The organism is Haliea salexigens DSM 19537 (assembly GCF_000423125.1).
In the GTDB taxonomy this organism is placed as follows: domain Bacteria; phylum Pseudomonadota; class Gammaproteobacteria; order Pseudomonadales; family Halieaceae; genus Haliea; species Haliea salexigens.
Window position 1 is genome coordinate 32,620 of sequence record NZ_AUHJ01000008.1, and the last position, 19,594, is coordinate 52,213.

The 19,594-nt window shown below is 64.2% G+C and carries 17 protein-coding genes; 8 read left to right on the forward strand and 9 right to left on the reverse strand.

Annotation, left to right across the window (positions count from 1 at the left end):
• The first annotated feature begins 86 nt into the window (after positions 1–86).
• Entirely contained in the window at positions 87–1,508 is a 1,422-nt protein-coding gene (locus G533_RS0110495) for a TolC family outer membrane protein (RefSeq protein ID WP_027949907.1), read from the forward strand.
• A 38-nt stretch (positions 1,509–1,546) separates the two neighbouring features.
• The gene (locus G533_RS0110500; RefSeq protein WP_027949908.1) at positions 1,547–2,164 is read left to right on the forward strand and encodes a class I SAM-dependent methyltransferase; all 618 of its coding nucleotides are present in this window, start codon (positions 1,547–1,549) and stop codon (positions 2,162–2,164) included.
• A gap of 6 nt (positions 2,165–2,170) precedes the next feature.
• Here the strand turns inward: G533_RS0110500 and G533_RS0110505 are convergent, their stop codons facing one another.
• Genes G533_RS0110505 through G533_RS0110515 form a run of 3 tightly spaced genes read right to left on the reverse strand, consistent with a single transcriptional unit; the run spans position 2,171 to position 5,182 of the window.
• Positions 2,171–3,247, reverse strand: a complete 1,077-nt coding sequence (locus G533_RS0110505) for a prenyltransferase/squalene oxidase repeat-containing protein (RefSeq protein WP_027949909.1) — start codon at positions 3,245–3,247, stop codon at positions 2,171–2,173.
• Positions 3,244–3,960 carry a class I SAM-dependent methyltransferase gene (locus tag G533_RS0110510; protein ID WP_027949910.1) on the reverse strand — a complete coding sequence of 239 codons (717 nt, stop codon included), beginning with the start codon at positions 3,958–3,960 and terminating at the stop codon, positions 3,244–3,246. Before G533_RS0110510 ends, G533_RS0110505 begins: the two co-directional genes overlap by 4 nt.
• Positions 3,947–5,182 carry a glycosyltransferase family 4 protein gene (locus tag G533_RS0110515; RefSeq protein WP_027949911.1) on the reverse strand — a complete coding sequence of 412 codons (1,236 nt, stop codon included), beginning with the start codon at positions 5,180–5,182 and terminating at the stop codon, positions 3,947–3,949. Before G533_RS0110515 ends, G533_RS0110510 begins: the two co-directional genes overlap by 14 nt.
• Positions 5,183–5,479: 297 nt before the next feature.
• Here G533_RS0110515 and rfbA point away from each other — a divergent pair, with 297 nt between their 5' ends.
• The 3 genes from rfbA to G533_RS0110530 are packed head-to-tail and all read left to right on the forward strand — an operon-like array spanning position 5,480 to position 7,735.
• On the forward strand, positions 5,480–6,385 hold the full coding sequence (gene rfbA, locus G533_RS0110520; RefSeq protein ID WP_027949912.1) for a glucose-1-phosphate thymidylyltransferase RfbA: 906 nt from the start codon (positions 5,480–5,482) through the stop codon (positions 6,383–6,385).
• The gene (gene rfbC, locus G533_RS0110525) at positions 6,375–6,923 is read left to right on the forward strand and encodes a dTDP-4-dehydrorhamnose 3,5-epimerase (protein WP_027949913.1); all 549 of its coding nucleotides are present in this window, start codon (positions 6,375–6,377) and stop codon (positions 6,921–6,923) included. Before rfbA ends, rfbC begins: the two co-directional genes overlap by 11 nt.
• A gap of 35 nt (positions 6,924–6,958) precedes the next feature.
• Positions 6,959–7,735 (forward strand): SDR family NAD(P)-dependent oxidoreductase, encoded by a 777-nt coding sequence (locus G533_RS0110530; RefSeq protein ID WP_027949914.1) that lies wholly within the window; start codon positions 6,959–6,961, stop codon positions 7,733–7,735.
• Between the two features lie 4 nt (positions 7,736–7,739).
• Here the strand turns inward: G533_RS0110530 and rfbB are convergent, their stop codons facing one another.
• Genes rfbB through tfpB form a run of 6 tightly spaced genes read right to left on the reverse strand, consistent with a single transcriptional unit; the run spans position 7,740 to position 16,186 of the window.
• Complete coding sequence (gene rfbB / locus G533_RS0110535) at positions 7,740–8,807, reverse strand: dTDP-glucose 4,6-dehydratase (RefSeq protein ID WP_027949915.1); 1,068 nt, start codon at positions 8,805–8,807, stop codon at positions 7,740–7,742.
• Positions 8,800–9,681 carry a dTDP-4-dehydrorhamnose reductase gene (gene rfbD, locus G533_RS0110540; protein ID WP_084638931.1) on the reverse strand — a complete coding sequence of 294 codons (882 nt, stop codon included), beginning with the start codon at positions 9,679–9,681 and terminating at the stop codon, positions 8,800–8,802. Before rfbD ends, rfbB begins: the two co-directional genes overlap by 8 nt.
• Entirely contained in the window at positions 9,678–10,523 is an 846-nt protein-coding gene (locus tag G533_RS0110545; RefSeq protein ID WP_027949917.1) for an alpha/beta hydrolase, read from the reverse strand. The genes rfbD and G533_RS0110545 overlap by 4 nt, the downstream gene beginning before the upstream one ends.
• 16 nt (positions 10,524–10,539) lie before the next feature.
• The gene (locus G533_RS0110550) at positions 10,540–11,478 is read right to left on the reverse strand and encodes a branched-chain amino acid transaminase (protein ID WP_027949918.1); all 939 of its coding nucleotides are present in this window, start codon (positions 11,476–11,478) and stop codon (positions 10,540–10,542) included.
• Between the two features lie 2 nt (positions 11,479–11,480).
• A complete protein-coding gene (gene glnE, locus G533_RS0110555) occupies positions 11,481–14,381 on the reverse strand; it encodes a bifunctional [glutamate--ammonia ligase]-adenylyl-L-tyrosine phosphorylase/[glutamate--ammonia-ligase] adenylyltransferase (protein ID WP_035527619.1) in 2,901 nt (966 codons plus the stop codon).
• A gap of 23 nt (positions 14,382–14,404) precedes the next feature.
• A complete protein-coding gene (gene tfpB, locus G533_RS0110560; protein ID WP_027949920.1) occupies positions 14,405–16,186 on the reverse strand; it encodes a type IV pilus assembly ATPase TfpB in 1,782 nt (593 codons plus the stop codon).
• Between the two features lie 135 nt (positions 16,187–16,321).
• Between tfpB and G533_RS0110565 the strand changes: the two genes are divergently transcribed.
• From G533_RS0110565 to argE, 3 genes are all read left to right on the forward strand, one after another.
• Positions 16,322–17,002, forward strand: coding sequence for a TIGR00153 family protein (locus G533_RS0110565; protein WP_027949921.1), 681 nt, complete (start codon positions 16,322–16,324; stop codon positions 17,000–17,002).
• 9 nt (positions 17,003–17,011) lie between these two features.
• Entirely contained in the window at positions 17,012–18,289 is a 1,278-nt protein-coding gene (locus G533_RS0110570; RefSeq protein WP_027949922.1) for an inorganic phosphate transporter, read from the forward strand.
• 87 nt (positions 18,290–18,376) lie between these two features.
• Positions 18,377–19,528, forward strand: coding sequence for an acetylornithine deacetylase (argE, locus tag G533_RS0110575; protein ID WP_027949923.1), 1,152 nt, complete (start codon positions 18,377–18,379; stop codon positions 19,526–19,528).
• The last annotated feature ends 66 nt before the right edge of the window (positions 19,529–19,594 follow it).

Consider the following 19,594-nt stretch of genomic DNA (forward strand, 5'->3'; position numbering starts at 1 on the left):
TTTGCGACCCGGTTAACGCATGCGGTGAGCCGCTCAGGCTGCTACACTCGCACTCGCTAAAGCACAGGCAGGACAGAGGATTCAGGATGAGAAAGACAGGAGCCGCATTGCTGGCGCTCGCACTCTGCGCGGGTGTCACTCCCGCCGGGGCGGAGTCCCTGCGCGACATCTACGAGCTGGCACTGGCCAACGATGCGCAATTGAAAGCCGAAGAGGCACAGTACAAAGCCAATCTGGAAACAGAGAACCTGGGCCTGTCTGCACTGTTGCCGCAAGTAAACGCTAACTATAATTATACGGATGTTGATCGCAGCTCCACCGACGAGAGCTTTTCTGTCGACGGCGGCATCGGCGGTGGCCTGGAAACCGTACAGACCATTACCGACATCGACACCACCCGCGACGGCTACGAAGTGAGCCTCAACCAGGCCCTGTTCGACCTGCCGGCCTGGTTCACCTTCCAGTCGGGCAAGGAATTCACCAAGCAGGCCGAGGCGACCTTCGCCGCCAACCAGCAAAACCTGATTGTGCGCGTGGCAGAAGCCTACCTGCTGGTGCTGCGTGCGCAGGACAACCTGGCGGCATCGCGCGCTGCGGAAAAAGCCTTCGAGCGCCAGCTGGAGCAAACCCAGCAGCGGTTTGAGGTGGGGCTGATCGCCATCACGGATGTGTACGAAGCACAGGCCGCCCGCGACCTCGCCCAGGTCAACCGCATCGTCGATGAAAACAACGTATCCGTTGCACTCGAGCGCCTGTCGGTGCTCACCGGCCGCGCGCACAGTGAACTCGACGTGCTCAAGGACGACTTCGCCGTCAACCCGCCGGTGCCTGCCGATCGCGCGGCCTGGGTGGAGTTTGCCCTGGAAAACAACTTCAGCCTGCAAGCCTCGCGCTACGCCGAGGAGGCCGCCCGTCAACTGGCCAAGGCCAACAAGATGGAGCACGCGCCACGGTTGAGCGGCAGCTACACCTATTCCGACTATGAAACCGAGGGCGACCTGACCCGCGCGCCCGCCACGGGCTTTGAAACCTCCCCCGACAGTGAGCTGGACGAGAACATCTGGCAGATTCGTCTGGACGTGCCGCTCTACAGCGGCGGTGCGGTGAGCGCCAGCCGGCGCCAGGCGGCACAGGAGTTCAACGTGGCGCGAGAAAACCGCATCAACCTGGCGCGCACCACGGTCACTGACGCCCGTTCACTGCACATGACCGTCATCAGCGATGTCTCCCGCGTGGCGGCGCGCGCCCAAGCCATTGTGTCGTCGAAGAGCGCCCTGGACGCCACCCAGGCCGGCTACGAAGTGGGCACCCGCAACGTGGTCGACGTCCTCAACGCACAGAACACCCTGTTTGCCGCCGAGCGCGACTACGCCAACAGCCGCTACGACTACATTCTCAACAGCATGCGGCTCAAGGCCCAGGCTGGCCTGCTGAGCCCGGAGGACGTCTACCGCCTTGACGAGTCGCTGGAGTCACCACCGCCGCCCACCGCCAGCACCACACCCTGAGCGCCAGGAGCAGCGGTACCGCTGCTCCGCACCCCGACATGAAAGCTCAACTACCTCCTGACATCGACGCCATCAAGGGTTTCCTGCACCCGGACGAAGCCCAGGCGCTGTACCGCTGGGCGCAGTCCAGCAGCTTGGCAGGCCCGATTCTGGAAATAGGCAGCTATTGCGGCAAGTCCACGCTGTACCTGGGTTTGGCGGCGCACGAAAACGGCAGCACCGTGTTTGCGCTGGACCACCACCGAGGCTCCGAAGAGCACCAGCAGGGCGAGATGTTCCACGACCCGGCACTTTATGATGCGGAAATGGCGCAGGTAGACACGTTCCGGGCGTTTCGCCACAACATCGAGCGCGCCGGTCTCAACGACACCGTGGTACCCGTGGTGGCGGGTTCCGCCGCGGCCGCCCGCCACTGGCAAACCCCACTGGCCATGGTCTTCATTGATGGCGGCCACAGCCTGGACGCGGCACTCACCGACTACCGTTGCTGGGCCGGGCACATCAAGCCAGGTGGCATCCTGGCTATTCACGATGTCTACGCGGATGCGGCAAAAGGTGGGCAGGCGCCGCGCGCCGTCTACCGGCTGGCACTGCAATCGGGTTTATTCGCGTTGCTTGAGCAGGTTGAAAGCCTGGCTGTGCTGCGCCGGCTCTGAGCCGGCTTACTGATCCCGGCGCGCGCGCGCCGTCATGTCGGCATCATCTGGCAGCATCTGCACACGGGTGAACAGCTGCGCCGCCGGCGTGTGGCCGGTGAGCGCATCGGCCGCCAGCAGCACCGCCGCCGCGGTCCAGGTCGGTTGCTCATCCGGCCAGAGCAGGTCTTCAACGAACTGATAGCCCGTCCAGTAGGCGCCATCGTCAGAGCGCCACTGGTGCAACCAGCTGTAAAGCTCTACCGCCCGCGCGTGGTCGCCGGCGGCGAGCAACGCCATTACCAGCTCACAGGACTCGGCGACCGTCACCCAGGGCTCATCGGAGACACAGCGGCAGCCCAGACCGGTATGCACGAATTCCTCCCAGCGGGCCGCCAGTCGCGCGCGCGCGGGCGCGCCGGAGATGGCGCCGGACAGCACCGGGTAGAACCAGTCCATGGAAAAACGTGCCTTGCTCTCCCAGCTGCGGTCGAAGCGCTCCGGACGCTGGCGCAGTGCGACGCCAAGCCGGGCTCGCGCCGCTACCCATTCCGGCCGCGGCTCCCCCAGCGCAACGGCCATGTTAACGGCGCACTCCAGGCTCTTGTAGATTGAGCTGCAGCCCGTCACCAGAGCATCGCGCAGCGGCTCACCGGCGGTGTTGACCGCCCAGTCGATGTCGCCGTGGGGGCTCTGCAACGCCAGTACGAAGTCCATTGCACCCTGCACCGTGGGCCACATTTCCGCCAGAAAGGCGCGGTCGCCGCTGATCAGGAAGTGATGCCAGACACCGGTCGCTACATAGGCCACAAAATTGGTTTCACGCCGATGGTTGTTGTCTACAACATCGCCGCGGTAGGCAGCCCACCAGCTCCCGTCGGGCAATTGGCGCGCCGCCAGCCAGCGATAGGCATGCACAGCGGCCGCGTATTCACCGCCAATGGAGAGGCCCATCGCGGCTTCCACATGGTCCCAGGGATCGGTATAGCCGCCGTCGAACCAGGGAATTTCACCGCTGGGGCGCTGGCACTTGAGCAGGTAGTCGACCGTGGGCCGGAGGAATTCCTGTGGAAACAGCCCACGGCTGAGGTACAGGCCACTCACGAACGAGCCTCCGCGCGAAAATAGAACACCTCACTTTTGCCCAGTACCGGGTTCAACCAGCGTTCCAGCGTGCGGGTGAAGCGGGGCGCTTGCAGCAGGTCCCACACCAGCAGACGGTGGTATTGCCGCACCAGCCAATGCTGCTCACCCTCGCGCCAGAACAGGCAGCGCAGCCACCAGTAGGGCGCGTGCAGGGCATGGGCACCATGGCGGTGAAAACCGATAAACCCACCTCGCTCGATTTCAGCCCACAGGGCATGGCGGCGGAAGATACGCAGGTGCCCGCCCGGGGTCTGGTGATAACGCTTGCTCAACAGCCAGCACAGGCGCTCCGGCCAACGGCGCGGCACACTGACACAGAGCAGCCCACCCGGCTTCAGCACCCGGCGGATCTCCACCAGTGCGGCGCGATAGTCAGGAATGTGCTCCAGCACCTCAGAGCAGATGACTTTATCGAAACTGGCATCGGCGAAAGGCAGGCAGAGGGCGGATGCCTGAGTCAGGTGCAGTTGCTTGTCCTGCGCCCCGGGCTCGATAAAGTCGGCGGCGCGGGACTGCGCCGTGCACAGGTCACCATGCGACAGGTCTACACCCACGGCCTGCACGGGCGCCTCGGCATAGGCGGCGATTACGTGCCGTCCCCCGCCGCAGCCCAGGTCCAGTACGCGGTCGCCGGGCTGCAGGGGGAAAAAGCCAAAATCAACGGTCTGCATCGGCGATCACTTTGCGGTAATAGGCTTCCATGTCGCGGGCACAGACGTCCCAACTGAATTGCTCAAGAATGCGCTGGCGTCCCGCGGTGCCCAGGCTGGCGCGACGCTGTGGGTCCTGCAGCAGGCTGTCGATGGCCTCGGCCAGCGCCTCGGCGTCACGCACCGGCACCAGCACACCGGCATCGCCCACCACTTCCGGCAGCGCGCCGCCGTTGGTGGAGATCACCGGCACGCCGCAGGCCATGGCCTCGCCGGCGGGCAGACCAAAGCCCTCGTAAATGGAGGGCACCACCGCGATGGCGGCCTCGGCGTAATAGCGCACCATGTCGGCCGTGGTGATGCCGTTGACGCAGCGGATATGTGCGCTGATCCCAAGGCGTTCGATCAGGCGCTCCGTGCGCCCACCGGGTTCCGGCTTGCTGACCAGCAGCAATTCCAGCTCCGGATAGCGCGGCAGCAGGCGCGCCAAAGCGAGGAGCAGGTAACGCAGGCCCTTGAGGGGGGCGTCGGCGGAGGACGTGGCCATCAGGCGCAGCGGTTGCCGCGCGACCTCCGGCAGCGGTCGAAACTCCTCCGTGTCGATGCCGTTGTGCACCAAGGCGATACCAGCAGGCTGCAAACCGAAGTCGCGGGCGATGTCCTGCCGCGAGCAGTCCGATACTGTCACCACGTGGTGCAGTTGGGTAATCACCTTCTGCTGCATGCGCAGGAAGGAGTGCCAGCGCCGAATGAGCAAACGCTGATGCCAGCGTCGCGCGGCGGCCAGGGCAATACGCAGGTCGCTGGTGATCGGGTGGTGGACCGTGGTCACCAGCGGCAGCCCCATGGCCTGCAAATGCAACATGCCGTAGCTCAGGCTCTGGTTGTCGTGAATCAGGTCGTACTCGCCGCCGTGCTCGCGCAGGTACTTCACCACGCGGCGGCCAAACGTGTAGGGTTCGGCGAAGCCGCCGGTCAGCTTGCTCAGCCATTCAATGATGTTGCTCATGGAGCGCAGGTGCCGCGGGCGCAGGGAATACAAACCGTTTTCGAACAGGTCCAGGCTGGGCAGCTGAATCAGGCGCACGCGCGGGTCGAGCTCGGGGTAAGGCGGGCCGGAGATCACATCCACCGTATGCCCTGCATCGACCAGCGCCTTGCTCAGATACTTGATGTATACCCCCTGGCCACCGGCGTGGGGCTTGCTGCGATAGCCCAGCAAGGCAATCCGCAGTGGCCGCAGGGCGAGCGCCTCAGGCGGTGGCGAACAGGCGGGATCGGCGGGCGCAGCTGCCGGGGAATCACTCACTACTGTCTCTAGCTGCCTGATGACGGCGCCTCTGTCCTGTACCGTTGGAAAGGGGCAGGCACCAGGCCCGCCGTTATCACCGCGGAGACTGCGGCAACGGATGGATTCTAGCAGTGTCGCACGGGGGGAGGCCAGTCCCGAGCTTCGCGAACGGCACTGATCGCCGCGGCTTGTCGTCAATTGAACGCGTTTTCCCGTATAATCGCCGCTTTTAAACAGACCGGAACGGGTATGGCCGCTTCGCAGTACAAAGGGATAATCCTCGCCGGTGGATCGGGCACCCGCTTGCACCCGCTTACCAGTACCGTCAGTAAACAATTGATGCCGGTGTACGATAAACCGATGATCTATTACCCGCTGGCCACGCTGATGCTGGCGGGCATCAAGGATATTCTGGTCATCACCACGCCGCGCGACCAGGCGGCCTTCAGCGACCTGCTGGCTGACGGCAGCCAGTGGGGCATCAATATCCAATACACGGTGCAACCCAGCCCCGACGGCCTGGCCCAGGCATTCCTGCTGGGCGCAGAGTTTATCGGCAATAGCCCCTGTGCGCTGGTGCTGGGCGACAACATTTTCTACGGCGGCGGTTTCACCCAGAGCCTGCGCAATGCCGCCCAGAGCCAGTCGGGGGCCTCGGTATTCGCCTATTACGTGCAGGACCCGGAGCGCTACGGGGTAGTGAGCTTCAATGCCCAGGGTGTCGCGGTGGACATCGAGGAGAAGCCGGTACGGCCACGCTCCCACTATGCTGTGACCGGCCTCTACTTCTACGACAACGCGGTGGTGGATATTGCCCGGGGGATTCAACCTTCGGCCCGTGGCGAGCTGGAAATCACCGACGTCAACAAGGCCTACCTGGCGCGGGGCGACCTGCGGGTAGAAGTGATGAGCCGGGGCACCGCCTGGCTGGACACCGGCACGCACAACTCGCTGCTGGATGCGGCCAACTTCATCCGCGTGGTGGAAGAGCGCCAGGGCCTGAAAATAGCCTGCCCCGAGGAGGTCGCCTACCGCATGGGCTACATTGATGCCGAAAAGCTGTTAAAGCTTGCGGCACCGCTGGAGAAAAGCGGCTACGGGCTCTACCTGAAGCAACTGCTGGACCACGACGGGGTACTGGGCAATGATTTTTGAATCCACACCGCTGGCCGGCCTGGTTGTACTGGAACCCCGTGTGTTCGGCGATGAGCGGGGGTTTTTCCTCGAGAGCTGGAACGCGACGACCTTCCGCGACGCCGGCCTCGACGTCAACTTTGTGCAGGACAATCACAGCCGCTCAGCACAGGGTATCCTGCGCGGGCTGCACTACCAGACCGAACAGCCACAGGGCAAACTGGTGCGGGTCACAGCCGGCGCGGTGTTTGATGTGGCGGTGGACCTGCGGCGCGGTTCACCGACGCTGGGCCAGTGGTACGGTCTGGAACTGAGTGCCGCCAACCACCGCATGCTGTGGGTGCCCCCGGGTTTTGCCCACGGCTTTTACGTGCTGTCCGAGTTTGCCGATTTCCAGTATAAATGCAGTGACTACTACCACCCCGCCAGCGAGGTCTCGCTGGCCTGGGACGACCCCACCCTCGGCATCGAGTGGCCCGTTCCTGCGGGCGACTCGCCGAAGCTGTCAGCCAAGGATGCCGCCGGCCAGGCCTGGGGCAGCATTCCACTGTTCGACTAGCGAAAGGCCGGTACGCACAATAACGGAGAGCTTATATGCCACAGGATTATTTTAAGCTACAGGGTCAAACCGCACTGGTCACTGGCGCCTCCAGCGGCCTCGGCGCCCATTTCGCCCGCGTGTTGAGTGCCGCTGGCGCGCGCGTGGTCCTTGCCGCACGGCGCAGCGACAAGCTCGCGGAACAGGTGGCGGCACTGCAGGCCGCCGGTGGTGACGCGGGCGCCATTACCCTGGATGTCACCAGCCCGGACAGCGTCGCCAGCGCCTTCGCCCAATTCGAGCAGGAGTGGGGGCAGCTGGATATCCTGATCAATAACGCCGGCGTCGCGGGTGACCCGATCAAGTTCCTTGAAACCGGCGAGCAGGACTGGTATCGCATCATTGAAACCAACCTGAACGGCGCCTGGCGTGTTGCGCAGGCCGGAGCCCAGCACATGGTCCGCGGCGCAGCAGGTGGCAGTATCGTCAATATCGGGTCGATCTATGGCCTGCATACCGGTGCGCTTAAAGCCGCGTATAACGTCTCCAAAACCGGTGTCGTGCAGCTCACCAAATCCATGGCCATCGAGCTGTGCCGAAAGAACATCAGGGTCAACGCCCTGTGCCCTGGCTGGTTCCTCACCGATATCAACAGTGATTATTTCCAGACCGAGAGTGGCGAGCGCTACATCAAGACCATTCCCGCGCAACGCCTGGGCACCGTGGATGACCTCAGCGTGCCGCTGCTACTACTCTCAAGCCGCAGCGCGGGGGGCTACATGAATGGGACGGTGCTCACCGTAGATGGCGGCCTGGCTGAAAGCCCGGTTTGAAAACTCAACCCACCAGCAGCGGGCGCCACCAGGCCTCATTGCCGAGAAACCAGTCAATGGTCCGCCCTATACCCGTCTCGAAGGTCTCCTGCGGCGCATAGCCCAGCTCAGCGGTGATACGGCTGGCATCAATTGCATAGCGCCAGTCGTGGCCTGCGCGGTCTTCTACAAAGTGGATGAGGGAGCGAGCCGCCACGCCGCCCGCACCCGGTGCGTCGGGGAAGCGCGCCGCGAGTGCGGGGTCCGCCACAAAGCGCTGATCGAGCTGATCGCAGAGCAACTCCACGATAGCCAGGTTGTGCCACTCGTTGTTGCCGCCGATATTGTAGCTGTCACCCACCGCACCGGACGCGAGCACCAGGTCGATGCCACGGCAGTGGTCTTCCACGTAGAGCCAGTCGCGAATATTGCTGCCGTCCCCGTAGACGGGTAGCGGGCGACCGCGCAACACGTTGGTCAGGCACAGCGGAATCAGCTTTTCGGGGAAATGCCAGGGGCCGTAATTGTTCGAGCAGTTGCTGGTGGTTACCTGCAGCCCATAGGTGTGGTGATAGGCGCGCACCAGGTGATCGGAGGCCGCCTTGCTCGCTGAATAGGGCGAGTTTGGCTGGTACTGCTGCGCCTCGTGGAAGCCGGGGTCACCCGTGTTCAGTGAACCGTAGACTTCATCAGTGGATACATGATGGAAGCGGTGCTCGCGGGCCCCGGGGCCGTCCAGCCACACTGAGCGCGCGGCTTTCAGCAGGCTGTGGGTGCCAATGATATTGGTTTCGATAAACGCATCCGGCCCGCTGATGGAGCGATCCACGTGGCTCTCGGCGGCAAAATGCACCAGCGTATCCACCCGGTGTTTGCACAGCAGCTCCGCCACCAATGGCTCATCGCAGATATTGCCGTGCACAAAGTGGAACCCTGCCTGCCCTTCCAGCGCGGCAAGATTGGCGCGGTTGCCGGCATAGGTCAGTGCGTCCAGCGCTACCAGCGCGTCGTCGGGATACTGGCGACGCCAGTAGTGCAGGAAATTGGCGCCAATAAAACCGGCACCGCCGGTCACCAGCAGCGATCTAGGCATCGCTGGACTCCTTCAATGTCTGCAGCATGCTGCGCAGCTGCACCCGCCAGTGGGGGGGCACACGTTGCAGCGCCTCCCAGGTGGATTGCTTGTCCAGTACGCTGCAGGCCGGGCGCCGCGCCGGCGTCGGGTAGGCGCTGGCGGGAATGGGTTGCACGACCGGCAGTTGCCGCAACAGGCCCAGAGCAGTCGCTTCCTCGGCAATGGCAACCGCGAAGTCATACCAGCTGCAGACGCCGGCATCGCTCCAGTGATACACACCCTGCAGCAGCGGCTGATCAACAGCACTCCACAAGGCTGTCGCGAGTCCGCGCGCCCAGGTGGGTGTTCCCACCTGGTCGCAAACCACCGACAGGGTGTCACGCTCACGCATCAGGCGCAGCATGGTCTTGACGAAATTGCTGCCAAAGCTCGAGTAGACCCAGCCCGTGCGCACAATCATTGCGCGCGGGTGCGCGCGCTGGACAGCCCGCTCGCCCGCCAGCTTGCTGCGTCCGTAGGCGCCCTGTGGCCCCGTCGGAGCATCCGGCAGGTAGGGGTGACCGGAGTCACCGGCAAACACAAAATCGGTGGAGACATGGATCAGCGCCGTTCCCGTGCTGGCACAGGCCGCCGCGAGGTGCCCCGGCCCCTCCGCATTGATCGCCAGGGCCAGTGCCTCTTCTTCCTCGGCGCGGTCCACTGCGGTGTAGGCGGCGGCATTGAGCACCACATCCGGGCGCAGTTCGCCAAACACCCGGCGCACCGCCTCGGGGTCGGTGATGTCCAGCCCGCGGCGGTCCAGCGCCACAACACGCACGCCAGCAGGGGCGGTTGCCTGCAGCTCGCAACCGAGCTGGCCCGCGGCACCGGTAATCAGGGCCGTGGCTGTCACGACCGCGCTTGCATCCAGGCGGCGAGCTCAGCAAAAACCTGCTCGCGCTCTGGCTCGTTGAAAATTTCATGATAGAGCCCGGGGTAAAGACGCAGCGTGACATCGTCAGACCCGACCCGGGTACTCATGGCGCTGGAGCCGGATGGGGCTGTCATCACATCCGCTTCACCGTGCATGAGCAGCAGCGGCAGTGTGATCTCGGACGCCCGGCTATTGACCACGGCCATGGTGGCAAACAGCTCACGCACCAGGCGCGCGCTGACCTTTCCATGGTGCACCAGCGGGTCTGCCTCGTAGGCCGCGACCACCTGCGGGTCGCGGCTGACCTGGCTGGCATCGAGTTTGAGCATACCGAGCGTGGGCCAGAGCCGGGCCAGCAACCGGTTCAGCCATAACAGGGGGCGCGCAGGCGGCTCGGATACCGCCAGCGCCGGCCCGGAAAGCGCTGCGCCGGCGAAACGCGATTGCGCGTCCAGCAGCAGCCGCGCGGCAATCAACCCACCCAGGCTGTGCCCGAGCAGAAAACACGGCACTCCGGTGTACCAGTCGTCAATCTGGCTGCGCAGGCTCAACAGTGGCTGCAGATAATCGGCAAAGGTATCGACATGGGCCCGACGGCCCGCAGAACGCCCGTGGCCCACGTGGTCGGGGGCGACCACGGCATACCCACAGCGGGTAAAATAGCCGGCGAAGTGCTGGTAACGGCCGCTGTGCTCCCCAAGGCCGTGAGCCAGCAGGATCACCCCGCGTGCAGGCCCACTGGCGGGCCAGTGGCGATAAAAGGTGCCATTGTCCAGCTGGCTTTCAGTCACCGACGGTGGCTGAGGGGTGTGCTCTGGCATAGGGAGAACCGGTCGCCTAGGCGACCGGCGTCAGCCACTCGGGGTGTTGCGGGCGGTTGCCGCGCACCGAATCGAAGTACATGGCTTGCAGCTTCTCGGTGACAGGCCCGCGGGCACCGCTGCCAATTTGCCGGCCGTCGAGCATGCGGATAGGTACGACCTCGGCGGCAGTGCCAGTGAAAAAGGCTTCGTCGGCGATGTAGACCTCGTCGCGGGTGATGCGCCGCTCGCGAATCTGGTAGCCGAGCTCCGCCGCCAGGGCGAATACCGTATTGCGCGTGATGCCGTCCAGACAGGAGGTCAGGTCCGGGGTGAAGATCTGGTTGTCGCGTACAACAAACACGTTCTCCCCACTGCCTTCCGCCACATAGCCCTCGTTGTCCAGCATCAACGCTTCTTCGGCGCCGCTGTCCAGCGCCTCGCGCAGGGCCAGCATCGAGTTGATGTAGTTGCCGTTGGCCTTGGCCTTGCACATGGTGATGTTGACATGGTGGCGCGTATAGGACGAGGTGCGTACCTTGATACCGCGGTCGCGGGCTTCCGGGTCCATGTAGGAAGGCCACTCCCAGGCGGCGATCATGACATGGGTACGCAGCTTGTCGGCGCGCAGCCCCATACCCTCGGAGCCGAGGAAGCACATGGGGCGCAGGTAACCTTCGGTCAGCTTGTTCTCACGCACCACGGTGCGCTGGGCCTCGTTCAGCGTGGCCTTGTCGTAGGGCATCTCCATGCCGAGGATGTGGGCCGACCGGAACAGGCGGTTGGTGTGCTCTTCCAGGCGGAAGATGCAGGTGCCGCGATCGGGCGTGTTGTAGGCGCGCACGCCCTCGAATACACCCAGGCCGTAGTGAAAGGTGTGGGTGAGGACATGGACTTTCGCCTCACGCCATGGCACCAGTTCGCCATCCATCCAGATGACCCCATCGCGGTCTGCAAAATTGGGTGCTGCACTCATGTTCAGTCCTGCTGCTCGGTTAATCCTGACGGCGCCGGAAACAGGCGCTGCCACACGGCTTCCACGCTGGCCCGCTGTTCTCGATACCGCTCGCCATCCACCCGGCCGGGCAACTGCTGCAAGGCCAGCTGGTGAGCGGCAGACCGGAAAGCCAGGTACGCCGCCACCAGCGTGCTGCTCTCGTGCTCGCTGAGCAGGCCGGCATTTGCCAGGGTTTCCAGAATGCGGATGTTGTCCGACCAGCGCACCAATTCAGGCACACGACGGGACCACGCCAGAACCGCATATTGCACCATAAATTCAATATCAACGATACCTCCGACGCCCTGTTTCAGGTCGAAATCCTCGCCGTCCGGCAGCTGCGCGGGCAAAAGCTCACGGCGCATGCGCGCCCGCATGGCCACCACCTCCTCTGCCAGCGCATCGGCGTCCCGTTCGCGCTCCAGAATTGACCGGCGCACCGCGTCCACCGCGTCGGCAACCACAGGGTCACCGGCTACGTGCCGGGCGCGCACCAGGGCCTGATGCTCCCAGGTCCAGGCGCTCTCCTCCTGATAGCTGCGAAACCCTTTGAGGGAAGTCGCCAGCAGGCCGGAGGCGCCTGAGGGCCGCAGCCGCATGTCCACGTCGTACAGCTGCCCCAGGGTCATGCGGGTTTCGAGGATATGGATGACGCGCTGCCCGAGCCGGGTATAGAAACGGATGTTGTCGATGCTGCGCTCGCCGTCGGTGACGCCCTGGGCGTCCGCGTCAAAAATGAAGACCAGGTCGAGGTCCGAGCTGTAGCTGAGTTCAATGCCGCCCAGCTTGCCGTAACCAAAAACCGCAAAGCCCGTGCCGCTGCTCTCCCGCGACGGCGCACCGAAGCGCGCGGTGAGGTCGCTCCAAGCCACGGACAGTACATGCTCCAGAATCACGTCGGCAATCCAGGTCAGCTTGTCGCTCACCTGCATCAGTGGCAGGCGTCCTACCACTTCACTGGCCGCCACCCGCAGCACGTGCGCCGCCTTGAAATAGCGCAGCGCATCCATCTGGCCTTCCAGGTCATCCGGCGCCAGCCGCGCAACCTGTTGCCGCAATGCATCGGCCAGGCGCGACTTGTCCGGCGCCGTATAGAGGCTGGCCCGGTCCAGCAGCTCGTCCAGCAGTACCGGGTGGCGCTGCAGCTGCTCGGCAATCCAGGGGCTGGCATCGCAGAGCAGCACGAGGTCGGCCAGCGCAGGTGGATTCTCCAGCAACAGCGCCAGATACGCGCTGCGGCGCAATACGGCGGTGACAAAAGGCAGAATACGCTGCAGCGCGCGATCGGGGTCGCTCGCCTCCGCACACGCCAGCAGCAGGCGCGGCATGAATTGCTGCAGGCGCTCGCGCCCCTCGGCCTGCAGAGTGGCCACGCGACTGCTGTCGCGCAGCGCCTGCAACCGCTCGAGGCTGTCACTTGCCTCACGATAGCCCAGCTCAGCGAGCGCCGCTGCGGTTAAATCGTCTCCCCAGGGCGGCAGCTCATCGGCTGTCGCGGCTTCTTCATCGCTTTCAGGCTCGGCGATCAGGTCGCGAAAATGCTCGGCGACGCGACTGCGGTGCGCCGCCAGCGCCGCCAGATACGCGGGCCAGTCCGCACAGCCCATCACCGTCGCCATGGCCTGCTGCTGCAGTGCATCCGTCGGCAGCGCCTGGGTTTGCTGGTCCAGGTAGCCCTGAATGGCATGCTCGCTGTCGCGCAGGAACAGGTAGGCGGTGCGCAGCTCGAACACCGCTTCGGGCGGCAGGCAGCCCAGTGTGCACAGCTCCTCCAGGATCAGAAGCAGCTCGCGTTGCTGCAGCGCCAGGTCGCGGCCACCGCGAATGAGCTGGAAGCACTGAGCGATAAACTCGACCTCGCGGATGCCACCGTGGCCCAGCTTGACGTCATCCTGCAGCCCGCGGCGGCGCACCTCGCTGTTGATCATCTGCTTCATGCCGCGGAGACTTTCGATGACGCCGAAATCCACATAACGGCGAAACACAAAGGGGCGCAACATCTCCATCAACTCGGCGCCGCGCTGTGGGTCCCCGGTGATGGGACGCGCCTTGATCAGTGCGTAGCGCTCCCAGTCGCGGCCCTGCTCCTGATAGTACTCTTCGAGGGCGGCAAAGTTCACCGCCAGCGAACCGCTTTCGCCGTAGGGACGCAGGCGCATGTCCACGCGGAACACGAAACCGTCGGCGGTGACCTGATCCAGGGCACTGATCAGGCCCTGGCCCAACTTGGTGAAGAACTCGGCATTGCTGATGCTGCGCCGCTCACCATCGGTGTCTCCCGCTTCCGGAAACGCGAAGATGAGATCGATATCCGATGACACATTGAGCTCCCGTGCCCCCAGTTTGCCCATGGCAATCACGATCAGCTGCTGTGCCTCGCCGCTGCGGGCGCTGCGCGGGGTGCCGAAGCGCGCCTGCAGCTGGGCCATGAGCTGTTCCTGCGCCAGTGCAATGCAGCATTCAGCCAGCGTCGAGGTATCGCGCACGGTTTCCAGCGTGTCGGCGCTGCGGCAGAAATCGCGCCACACAATGCGCAGCATATGCCGCTGCCGGAAACGACGCAGCACCGTATTCAGTTCCGCACCGGGTTCGGCGAGCCAGGTGCGCAGCTCGGCAGCCATGTCTCCCGGCTGCAGTGCGCGTTGCAGCAGACCCGAGGACAGCAGCTCCGTGAGCACAGCGGGCTGGCGGCGCACGGTCTCGGCCACAAACGGGCTGCAGGCCAGCACACGGGCAAGGGAGCCGGCGAGCTCTGCCCCGGCCGGCGCAAGTGCTGCCTCAAGCGCACGCACGGCGCCGCTATCGGGGTGATCCTGAATACGCTGCCATGCGGTTGCCGCAGCGGTCGCCAGGCTCGAGGTTAAGGCGTGGGTGTCGATCATCGGCAGAGACTTCCGTTGGCGAATCAGGCGTCGAAGAGGGGGGCGACGCGCATCACTTCTTCTATGGTGGTGTGGCCCGAAGCCACCCGCGCGGCGCCGGCCAGCCGCAGCGTGCGCATACCCTCGGACATGGCCACCTCACGCACTTTGCGAGACTCCATATCGGGCACGATGCAGGCCGCCACTTCGGGACTGTTGACCAGCAACTCGTAAATGCCCTGGCGCCCGCTATAACCGGTCTCCCGGCAGGCACGACAGCCCACGGGGCGCGCCACCTGCGCAGGTGCCGGCAGCGGAAAGGGGTGCACCAGTTGCTGCCAGGCCTCCTCGTCCACCGGCTCCAGTACCTTGCACTCGGTACAGAGCACCCGAACCAGCCGCTGGGACATGATGCCGCGCAGGGTGGCCTTGATCAGATAGGCGGGCAGGCCCAGCTCCAGCAGGCGCGCTACCGAGCCGGGGGAATCATTGGTGTGCAGCGTCGACAGCACCAGGTGGCCGGTCAGCGCAGCCTGCACGGCCATATGCGCGGTTTCCAGGTCACGTATCTCCCCCACCATGATGATGTCCGGGTCCTGCCGCATCAACGCGCGCACACCCGTGGAAAAATCCAGCTTGATGCTGTGATTGACCTGCATCTGGTTGAAGCTGTCCTCAACCATCTCGATGGGGTCCTCGATGGTGCACACGTTCACGTCCGAGGTGGCCAGGCGGCGCAGGGTGGAATAGAGCGTGGTGGTCTTGCCCGAGCCAGTGGGTCCGGTCACCAGTACAATGCCGTTGCCGTGCGAGGTCATCAGCTGCCAGCGGTGCAGGTCCTCGTCTTCCAGCCCCAGCTGGGCAAAACTCTTCTGCAACAGTTCCGGATCGAAAATACGCATCACCAGCTTTTCGCCGAATGCCGTGGGCAGGGTCGACAGGCGCAGCTCCACTTCGCCCCCGGTCTGGGGCGAGCGCGTTTTCAGGCGCCCGTCCTGGGGCCGGCGTTTTTCCGCTACGTCCATGCGCCCGAGTATCTTGATACGGCTGGTCACGGCGGCGCACACCTGCTGCGGCAGTTCGTACACATTGTGCAACACGCCGTCGATGCGGAAACGCACGTGGCCCACTTCCCGGCGGGGTTCGACGTGAATATCCGAGGCGCGCTGTTCAAAGGCGTATTGCAACAGCCAGTCGACAATCGTCACCACGTGCTGGTCGTTGGCGTCGAGCTCATGCATGGCGCCCAGTTCCAGCATCTGCTCGAGGTTGGTCACCCCGGGTGCCGCACTGTGGCTTACGCCGCTGTGACGGGCGCCCCGTACCGAACGCGCCATGCTGTAGAACTCGGCGGTGTGGCGAGTGATGTCGCGCGGGTCCGCCAGCACACGTCGGATCGGTTTGCGCAGCACATGCTCGAGATTGCGCTCCCAGCCGCGAATCCACGGCTCCGCGCTGGCTATTACCACATCGTCCGTGTTCACTTCCACCGCCAGAATACGGTGCCGGCGCGCAAACTCGCGCGACATCACCTCGGCCACGGCGCTGACGTTGATCTTCAGGGGGTCAATAGCGTACACCGCCTGCCCGGTGCGCGCACTCAACCAGCCGAGCAGGGCTTCCATATCCAGCGCTTTGCCGCTGTGCGCGGCGTCCGCCAACTTTTGCTCAGCCAGGTAGACCAGCGGATGGATGCTGCCCACGTTGACCTTGAGCAGGCGATCGCGATCCGCTGCTGACACACGGCCCGCAGTGTGCAGCTCCTCGGCCAGAACATGCAGCTCGAGGGATCTCTCTGCGAATTCAGGGCCGAACTGGGTAGTCATGGCGCTGCGCCTCTCTGCTGGCGGGATACAACATGCGCGCATGCTAGCACAGGCGACTGCCGCTGCGCGCCGCACGGTGTGACAGGAGCAGCACCCTCACCTATACTTCGCGCCTTGCCCACAGGAGAGCACCCAATGCCCAGCTCGAACCCGCTAAGCAGCCTCTTTGGCCGGTCGCCCATCGGGCCCATTCAGGAGCATATGCAGGTGGCCAACGACGCCGCACAGCTGCTCCCCGCGTTTCTGGAAGCTGCCCAGGACGATGACTGGAAGCTGGCAGAAGAGATCTTCAAGCGTATCGGCGAAGCCGAGGAGGCCGCCGACAAACTCAAGCGGTCCGTACGCCGGCACCTGCCCAACAGCCTGTTCCTGCCGGTGCCCCGCACCGACCTGCTGGAGCTGGTGACCATTCAGGACCACGTGGCAAATACGGCAAAAGACATCGCCGGCCTCATGCTGGGCCGGGAAATGCGCTTTCCCGAGAAGCTGGAAAAACACCTGCTGGAATTCGCGCGCGCCTGCACCGCCACCTGCGAGCAGGCGCTGGTTGCCATTCGCGAACTCGATGAGTTGCTGGAAGTGGGCTTTACCGGTCGCGAAGTGGTGCGCGTCGAAGGCCTGATCAAGGAACTGGATAAACTGGAAGGGCGCACCGACAAGCAGTCCAAGGCGCTGCGGGCGCGGCTCTTCAAGCTGGAAAGAAAACTCTACGCGGTAGACGTGATGTTCTATTACAAGGTGATTGAACTGCTTGCCGGGCTGGCGGACTCCGCCGAACGGGTAGGTCACCGACTGCAGATACTGATGGCGAAATAGGACACAGGCATGGAAATCATCGCGGAACATGGCACGCTGCTGCTGATACTGGCCTGTATGTTCGGGTTCTTCATGGCCTGGGGCGTCGGTGCCAACGACGTCGCCAATGCCATGGGCACCTCGGTGGGCTCGAAAGCGCTGACCATCAAGCAGGCCATTCTGGTGGCCATGGTGTTCGAGTTCCTCGGCGCCTATCTGGCTGGGGGCGAAGTGACCGCCACCATTCGCCAGGGCATTATCGATACCGATTCGATGGCCGACAGGCCGGAGTTGATGGTCTACGGCATGCTATCGGCGCTGCTTGCGGCCGGCACCTGGCTGATGATCGCCAGTATCAAGGGCTGGCCCGTGTCGACGACCCACTCGATTGTCGGTGCCATTGTCGGCTTTGCCGCCGTGGGTATCGGCGTGGACGCCGTACACTGGGAAAAGGTCGGCACCATCGCCGCCAGCTGGCTGGTGTCGCCGCTGCTCGCCGGCACCATCTCATTCGCCCTGTTCATGAGCGTGAAGATTCTCATCCTGGATACCGAAGACCCCTTCCAGCGCGCCAAGCGCTTCATTCCCGTTTACATGTGGATGGTGGGCTTCATGATTTCCATGGTGACCCTGCTCAAGGGCCTGAAGCACATCGGCGTGGAAATGGATCTGGGGCTGGGCTCCAAGTTTGCCAACGCGGTGCCCCTGTCGTTCCTGATTGGCCTGGTGGTTGCCGCGCTGGGTGGCTTCCTCGTCAACCGCATCAAGCCGGTGCCCAACACCCAGCATCGCTTTGCCAACGTGGAGCGTGTGTTCGGTATCCTGATGATATTCACCGCCTGTGCCATGGCCTTCGCCCACGGCTCCAACGACGTGGCGAACGCGGTAGGGCCGCTGGCAGCCGTTGCCAATACGGTCATGTCGGGCGGCATGATCACCTCCCAGGCACCCTTGCCCTGGTGGATTCTGCTGGTCGGTGCCATGGGGATCGTAGTGGGGCTTGCAACCTATGGCTGGAAGGTGATCATGACCGTCGGGCGTAAAATTACCGAACTCACCCCCAGCCGCGGCTTTGCCGCAGAGCTGGGCGCGGCATCCACGGTGGTGCTGGCCTCCGGCACCGGCCTGCCCATCTCCACCACGCACACACTGGTCGGGGCCATCCTGGGCGTTGGTTTCGCCCGCGGAATTGCGGCACTGAACCTGCGCACCATCGGCACCATTTTCATGTCCTGGATCATCACCCTGCCTGCAGGCGCGGCGCTCTCAATCATCTTCTTCTTCACCTTCAAGGGCATCTTCGGCTGAGCCACCTCCCCGGGCACTGATTGACTCGATCAGTGCCCCCCGCTACCGTCAGCCGACCCCCCACGGGCAACCGCAGGCAGTCGCTCCATGTCACACCACGACAAGCACATCATCAGCCAGCTTCGCGCCCTTGTCGGCACGCCGTCTGTCAGTTCCACAGACTCCTCCTGGGACCAGGGCAACCGGGCGGTTATCGAGCTGTTGGCCGGCTGGCTGTCGGCGCTCGGCTTTCGCACCGAAATCATGGATGTGTCGCCCGATGGGCAGAAGGCCAACCTGATTGCCACGCTGGGCAGCGGTCCGGGCGGTCTGGTGCTGGCGGGGCATACCGATACGGTGCCGTTTGACGAGGGGCGCTGGCGGTCAGACCCGCTGCAGCTTACCGAGCGCGACCAGCGCCTGTATGGCCTGGGCAGCACGGACATGAAAGGCTTTTTCCCCATTGCCATCGCCGCGGCACGCGCATTCGTGGACAAGCCCCTGCAGCAACCGCTTATCATTCTCGCCACCGCCGATGAAGAAAGCTCCATGGACGGTGCGCGGGCACTCGCCGCTGCGGGGCGCCCCCGGGCCCGCGCCGCCATCATCGGCGAGCCGACCTCATTGAACCCGGTGCGTCTGCACAAGGGCATTATGATGGAGGCCATTGAGGTCACCGGACTCGCCGGGCACTCATCCAACCCGGCACTGGGCGTCAACGCACTGGATGTGATGCACGAGCTGATGAGCGAGATGATGCAATTTCGCCACCAGCTGGCGACCGAGCACGCCAATAGCGCCTTCGAGGTGGCATTTCCCACACTCAACCTGGGCTGCATACACGGTGGCGACAGCCCCAACCGGATTTGCGGCCGCTGCGAGCTGCACTTTGATCTGCGCCTCACACCCTCGGCCGCCGCGGCGGGTGTGCGCGAGCAGTTGCAGCAGCGCCTGCAGACACTGGCCCATGCGCGCGGTGCCAGAATTGCACTGCGCTCACTGGTAGAGCCGGTGCCACCCTTCGAACAGCCAGCAAACAGCGAGCTGGTGCGCCTGGCGGAAAAGCTCACCGGGCACAGCGCACTGGCCGTTGGCTTTGCCACCGAGGCTCCGTTCCTGCAAGCCATCGGTATGGAAACTATCGTTATGGGGCCCGGCTCCATTGACCGCGCGCACCAGCCGGACGAATACCTGGAGCTGAGCCAGATCCAGCCCTGCGTCGACCTGCTGCAATCCTGCATCGCCCACTACTGCCTGTGACGAGAGCGGGCAGGCCGCACAGGCCGTGAAAATTTGCATTAGTCGGCGCGGCCCGCATTGGGTACT

What these genes read in the sequence shown, in the direction of transcription:
- rfbB (WP_027949915.1), bottom strand. Translation starts at nt 8,807, where the DNA reads ATGCCTAGATCGCTGCTGGTGACCGGCGGTGCCGGTTTTATTGGCGCC.
- rfbC (WP_027949913.1), top strand. Translation starts at nt 6,375, where the DNA reads ATGATTTTTGAATCCACACCGCTGGCCGGCCTGGTTGTACTGGAACCC.
- G533_RS0110530 (WP_027949914.1), top strand. Translation starts at nt 6,959, where the DNA reads ATGCCACAGGATTATTTTAAGCTACAGGGTCAAACCGCACTGGTCACT.
- G533_RS0110565 (WP_027949921.1), top strand. Translation starts at nt 16,322, where the DNA reads ATGCCCAGCTCGAACCCGCTAAGCAGCCTCTTTGGCCGGTCGCCCATC.
- G533_RS0110495 (WP_027949907.1), top strand. Translation starts at nt 87, where the DNA reads ATGAGAAAGACAGGAGCCGCATTGCTGGCGCTCGCACTCTGCGCGGGT.
- G533_RS0110545 (WP_027949917.1), bottom strand. Translation starts at nt 10,523, where the DNA reads ATGCCAGAGCACACCCCTCAGCCACCGTCGGTGACTGAAAGCCAGCTG.
- glnE (WP_035527619.1), bottom strand. Translation starts at nt 14,381, where the DNA reads ATGATCGACACCCACGCCTTAACCTCGAGCCTGGCGACCGCTGCGGCA.
- argE (WP_027949923.1), top strand. Translation starts at nt 18,377, where the DNA reads ATGTCACACCACGACAAGCACATCATCAGCCAGCTTCGCGCCCTTGTC.
- tfpB (WP_027949920.1), bottom strand. Translation starts at nt 16,186, where the DNA reads ATGACTACCCAGTTCGGCCCTGAATTCGCAGAGAGATCCCTCGAGCTG.
- G533_RS0110510 (WP_027949910.1), bottom strand. Translation starts at nt 3,960, where the DNA reads ATGCAGACCGTTGATTTTGGCTTTTTCCCCCTGCAGCCCGGCGACCGC.
- G533_RS0110570 (WP_027949922.1), top strand. Translation starts at nt 17,012, where the DNA reads ATGGAAATCATCGCGGAACATGGCACGCTGCTGCTGATACTGGCCTGT.
- G533_RS0110550 (WP_027949918.1), bottom strand. Translation starts at nt 11,478, where the DNA reads ATGAGTGCAGCACCCAATTTTGCAGACCGCGATGGGGTCATCTGGATG.
- rfbA (WP_027949912.1), top strand. Translation starts at nt 5,480, where the DNA reads ATGGCCGCTTCGCAGTACAAAGGGATAATCCTCGCCGGTGGATCGGGC.
- G533_RS0110500 (WP_027949908.1), top strand. Translation starts at nt 1,547, where the DNA reads ATGAAAGCTCAACTACCTCCTGACATCGACGCCATCAAGGGTTTCCTG.